Source organism: Streptomyces sp. SID11385, from assembly GCF_010548245.1.
Taxonomy (GTDB): domain Bacteria; phylum Actinomycetota; class Actinomycetes; order Streptomycetales; family Streptomycetaceae; genus Streptomyces.
The window spans coordinates 1-5,229 of record NZ_JAAGLR010001033.1 but is presented as its reverse complement, the minus strand read 5'-3'; the positions used below and the strand labels follow the sequence as shown (position 1 = coordinate 5,229).

At 75.4% G+C, this 5,229-nt stretch carries 4 protein-coding genes and 1 pseudogene; 2 read left to right on the top strand and 3 right to left on the bottom strand.

The features are described from left to right. Both G3I42_RS31810 and G3I42_RS31805 read left to right on the top strand, forming a co-directional pair. Window positions 1-452 (top strand): hypothetical protein (locus G3I42_RS31810; RefSeq protein ID WP_164291153.1); only part of this gene is annotated, 452 nt, incomplete at its 5' end. A gap of 770 nt (window positions 453-1,222) precedes the next feature. Next, a complete protein-coding gene (locus G3I42_RS31805; protein WP_164291152.1) occupies window positions 1,223-1,687 on the top strand; it encodes a hypothetical protein in 465 nt (154 codons plus the stop codon). A gap of 542 nt (window positions 1,688-2,229) precedes the next feature. Here the strand turns inward: G3I42_RS31805 and G3I42_RS31800 are convergent. The 3 genes and pseudogenes from G3I42_RS31800 to G3I42_RS31790 form a co-directional block, all read right to left on the bottom strand. Next, window positions 2,230-2,904: a response regulator transcription factor gene (locus G3I42_RS31800; RefSeq protein ID WP_164291151.1), complete on the bottom strand. Its 675-nt coding sequence runs from the start codon at window positions 2,902-2,904 to the stop codon at window positions 2,230-2,232. Beyond that, complete coding sequence (locus tag G3I42_RS31795) at window positions 2,901-4,565, bottom strand: histidine kinase (protein WP_164291150.1); 1,665 nt, start codon at window positions 4,563-4,565, stop codon at window positions 2,901-2,903. The genes G3I42_RS31800 and G3I42_RS31795 overlap by 4 nt, the downstream gene beginning before the upstream one ends. Before the next feature lie 313 nt (window positions 4,566-4,878). After that, window positions 4,879-5,229: pseudogene (locus tag G3I42_RS31790) on the bottom strand (alpha/beta hydrolase); the annotation flags it as partial.

Genomic DNA, 5,229 nt, shown 5'->3' with positions numbered 1-5,229 from the left:
CGGGCGCGATACCGCCCCGCGAGGAGGCCGCGCCGGAGCGGCGGGGCGGGGGACGCGGCTGGTGGCAGCGGATACGGGCGTTGCGCACCGTCCCGGACCAGGTGCCGACCGGCGCCGCCGCCGGGGCCGGGCTGCGGATCGAGGCGGACGGGGAACTCCTCGCCGACCTCACCACCCCCCTGCACTCCCTCACCGTCACCCCCTCCCCCGCCCGCGCCCCGCTCGGCCCGGTCGGCGCCGCCTCGGCCGCCCCCCGCGCCGACACCTCCGGCTACGCCGGGGTCCGCCTCGTCCCCGCGGCGAGCACGGCCGACCCCGTACTCGCCCACGCCCGTACCGTCACCGTCTCCGGCCCCGACTTCCACTACCTCGTCGACGGCTCCCCCGTCGGCCCCGTCCGCAACCGCACCTGGACCGTACGGCGGGGGATATGGAGCATCGTGGTGACCTGAGCCCCGGCCCACCGCCCCGCGGCCCGCTCGCCTCACGTACACGGTCACCTGCCTGCCCCGCCACGCGCGGGCCCGTACCGGCGTGAACCCGGCCGTCAGCGCGGCGAGTTTGGCACGGTCGCGGCGGGTGGCCGGGGGACCGGGGTGGGCGTCCGTGAGAAGGAGGACGCGGGACTCCGCGGCGAGCGCGGTGCGCAGGCCCGCCGGCGGGAGTTCGACACCGCTGAGAGTGCCCGAGGCGGTGGCGTCCCTGGCGAGCCCTATGTCCCGCAACCCCGCGAAACGGGCGGGCGCCACGAGCGCGCTGTCCCTGCGCGCCGCGGGGACGAAGACGACCGCGTCGCCCGGCAGGCCGAGCCGTTCCGCGAGCACCGCACCCGCCCGTACGTCGTCCACCCGGCTCGCCGGGGGACCGCTCGGCGAGCGCGGACGGGAGCAGCGCCAGCACCGTCGCCACACCCAGCACCGGCACGAGCCACCGCCCCGCCACCCGTACCGCCGCGTCCACGGCGGCTCCCGCGAGCAGCGCCGCGCCGAGCAGCGCGAAGAGCACGTACCGCTCCAGAAAGAGCGGCCGCACGCCCGACACCACGGCCAGCAGCACCTGCGGCACGACGAGGAGCGGCAGCGCCACCGCCACGAGCGGCACCGCACCCGCCGCGAACCTCCTGGCGGGCAGCGCCGCGAGCCCGCCGAGCACACAGAGCGCGAGCGGCCCGAGCAGCACACCCCACGTCAACGGCGGTATCCACGCCGTCTGTTCGCGCTGCGTGGCGCTCAGCAGGATCAGCGGCGCCACGCCCGCCACCGCTCCCCCGGCGGCCGTCCCCCACCGCGCCCAGACCTCACGGCCCACGCGGAGCAGGCACAACGTCACCAGGTGCGCGGGCAGCACGAGCAACGCCATCCAGTTCAGCAGCGCGCACGCCAGCACCACCACCCCGTACGCCACCCACCGCCCGCGCCTCGCATCCCGCCGCACCGCCTCCACGAACAGCAGCGTCGCGACGGCGCACCCGAGCAGCACCAGCGCGTACGCCCGTCCCTCCTGCTCCTGGAACCCCACGCCGGGGAAGGCGGTGAGCGCCAGCCCGGCCGCGACCCCGCTCCCGCCGAACCTCCGTCCGAGCACCGCCACGCACCCCGCCGCCCCGGCGACCGCGAGCACCGAGGGCCCGCGCAGCACGAAGGTCCCGGGACCGAACGCGGCGAACACCTCGTGCATCAGCAGGTAGTAGGCCCCGTGCACCGCGTCGACCGAGCCGAGCAGCTCCCAGATCCGCCCCACCGGCCGCCCCGCCACCTGCCACGTCGCCGCCTCGTCCCGCCACACCGCACCCCGCCGCGCCAGCCCCCAGACCCCGAACACGAGCGCCCACACGACGGGTATCCCCCAGTACGAGACCCGCCCGACCGCTACAACCCGCCCGGGCCCGGCCCGCCCGGCCGCTTCAACCCGCCCCACCACCCCTGCCCGCCCGACCACCGCCCGCCCGACCGCCACGGCCCGCCCCACAGCAGCCGCCCGCCCGATCACCGCCGCGTGCCCGACCACCGCCGCGTGCCCGCCGGACCCGGCCCGACCGGCCCTCGCCGCCCGCCCGGACAGCCCCCGCGCCCGTCTCACGGCATGCGAAAGCCACGCCTCCCCCGCCATCCCGCTTCCCCCGGCCCCTGAAAACGCGGCCCCCGCCGCGCCCTCGTTTCCCCGCCCGCACCGTCACCGGCAGGCGTAACCCGGCCGGTGCATCCGCCCAGCCCCCTCGCCAGCCACCCCCTACCTCGGCTCCACCAACCTGTTCTCGTAGGCGAACACCGCCGCCTGCGTCCGGTCGCGCAGGCCGAGTTTCACCAGCACCCGGCTCACGTGGGTCTTCACCGTCGACTCCGCCACGCAGAGCTTCTCGGCGATCTCCTGGTTCGAGAGACCGCGCGCCACATGGACGAGGACCTCCGTCTCGCGCTCGGTCAGCTCCCCGTACGCGCCTCCCGCCGGGGGGCCCGGGGGTCTGCGCAGCACCGTTTCGGGGACTCGCGCGAACTCGGTGATCAGGCGCCGTGTCACGCTCGGCGCGAGCAGCGCCTCGCCCCGCGCGACGACCTCCACGGCCTCGGCGAGCTGACGTGCCGAGGCGTCCTTGAGGAGGAAGCCGGAGGCTCCTGCCCGCAGTGCCTGGTACACGTACTCGTCGAGGTCGAACGTCGTCAGGACGAGCACCTTCGTCCCGGCCGGGCTCGCGACGATCTCGCGGGTCGCCCCGATGCCGTCGAGCCGTGGCATCCGGATGTCCATCAGGACGACGTCCGGGGCGAGGCGCGCGGTCAGCTCGACCGCCTCGCGCCCGTCGACCGCCTCGCCGACGACCTCGATGCCCGGCATCGCCCCGAGCAGGACAGAGAAGCCCTCCCGGACCATCACCTGGTCATCGGCGATCAGCACCGTGATGCTCATCCGCTGCCCTCCCTGGGAGCCGAATTCTTCTTGCGGAACGAAATGGTGGACGCCGCCGACCGCCGCGGCCCCGTGCCCGCGGAGGGCGCCGGGACGACCTGAGCGGCCGGCCGCGATGGTGGGTCCTGCGCGCCGACCGCATCCACTGCCGGCCCCCGCACCGAACCGCGCCCCGCCTCCGAACCGCGCCCAGGCCCCGCCCCGGCGCCCGCGTCCCGTTCCTTCTCCGGCTCCCGCTCCGTCTCCTCCTCCGCCTCCCGCTCCGCCGCCGGGACCGGAATCCAGACCGAGACCTCGAAGCCCCCCGACTCCGTGGGCCCGGCCGTCAGTTCGCCCTCCAGCATCGCGACGCGCTCCCGCATCCCCGTGAGCCCGTGCCCGCTGCCGGTGGCGGAAGCGGGGGTCGGGGCGAGGGCGGGTCCCTCCCCGAGGGCCTCCCCGCCCCAGGGGTCGGGCACCTCCCAGGGCTCCTGGCCGCCCCACGGGCCTTCGTCCCCCCAGGGCTCGGGCGGCGCCCAGTTGAAGACGCGCAACCCGAAGCCGCCGAGCACGTACGACAACTCGACCACGGCGTCCGCACCCGGCGCGTGCCGCAGGGTGTTGCTCAGCGCCTCCTGCACGATGCGGTACGCCGACAGCTCGACCCCTTGCGGCAGTTCCCGCACCCGGCCCGTGACCAGCTTCGTCACCTCAAGGCCCGCCCCGCGCACGTTGTCGAGCAGGGCATCGAGATCGGCGAGCGTGGGCTGGGGGGTGTGCGGGAGTTCCGCGTCCTCCGCACGCACGACACCGAGGACGCGCCGCAGTTCGGTGAGGGCGACCACCGCGTTCTCGCGGATCGTGGCGAAGGCGGCGACCAGCTCGGGCGGCGGGTCGATGACCCGGTACGGCGCGGCCTCGGCCTGGATCGCGACGACGGACATGTGGTGCGCGACCACGTCGTGCAGTTCGCGGGCGATCGTCGTGCGCTCCTCCAGCAGGGTGCGCCGCGAACGCTCGACGAGAGTGACCTCCTCCTTGCGGGCGACCTCGGCGGCCTTCTCGGCGACCTCCGCCTCCTTCGCCTGCACCTGCTGGCGCGCCCTGCTCCAGCCGCCGAGCGAGGCGACGGCGATGAGCGAGACCGCGGACAGGAAGAGGTAGACGCCGATGTTCGACTCGGCGTCCCAGTCGAGAGCCCCGCTCAGGCCCAGCGAGAGGACCGCGCTCACGACCCACATGGTGAACGCCGTACGGGGCGGCGAGAGCCAGCCCGCGATCACCATGACGAGGAAGGCGGGGCCGAACGCCAGCGACACGGCGCCGCTGCTCGCGGGAATGAGGCACAACGGCAACGAGAGCCACCACGCGCCGATCGGGCGGAACATGGCGAGCGTCACGAGGAGGGCTCCCGCGAGCCCGAACGTGAAACCGTACGGCCCGGTGACGATGACGAAGAAACACACGAGCGCGGCCAGGCCCACGCAGCCCTGTGGCAGCCACCGCACCCACAGGAAGCGCGTCCTGCCCTCCCGTATCTCTCGGACGGGCAGCGGCCGGAACGCGAAGGCGTCCGCGAACAGGTCCTCCCGCACGACGCGCGCCACGAGCTCCGCGATCCGCCGCTCCGTCGCGAGTCCGGGAGCGAGCCTGTCGCGTCCGGAAGCCGAAGTCTCATTCATGCACACCACGCTAGGGCGCCGCGTGGCTCCCGGCGTCCCTCGCACGTACCCACTTCGGCCGTCCATCTCAAGGAGGACGCCACCGACTTGAGGGGGACCGCCCCGCCCACGACACGCCGTCAGTCCCCCGCCGGACGGACGGACCCCAGGACCGGACGGTCACCACCGGTCGTCATCGGCCATCCCCGATCATCCCCGGTCGCCACCAGCCATCCCCGGGCGCACCGGTCGCCACCGGTCGCCCCCCCGCCTCCCCGGTCATCGCCGCCCATCGCCACCCGTCGCCCCGGTCCCCGCCGCCCACCCCGCCCCCTCACCAGGCGAGTTGCGCGATCTCCTCCGCCACGACCGCCGAGGCGTCGGCCGCCGGGTCGACGAGTGCGTAGTGCCCGATGCCTTCGAGCAGCGTCATCCCCACGGGTTCCCCCGCCGCCGAGGCCGCGTCGGCGAAGGACTCGGCGACAGCGCAAGGGACTTCGGTGTCGTCGCGGCCCTGCACGAGCGTCGTCGCGATGCCGGTCGGCAGCAGCCGGGCCGGATCGGCGCAGGGCAGGCGTTCGCCGACCGCCGCAGGGCCGCCGAGGAAGGGCTCGACGGCGCCGTCGCACACGCCCCGCTCGCGCGCGAGCGCCAGGTCGGCGAGCGGCGCGAGCGCCACGACGCC

Coding starts and splice junctions, on each gene's coding strand:
- G3I42_RS31800 (WP_164291151.1), bottom strand. CDS start 2,904: ATGAGCATCACGGTGCTGATCGCCGATGACCAGGTGATGGTCCGGGAG.
- G3I42_RS31795 (WP_164291150.1), bottom strand. CDS start 4,565: ATGAATGAGACTTCGGCTTCCGGACGCGACAGGCTCGCTCCCGGACTC.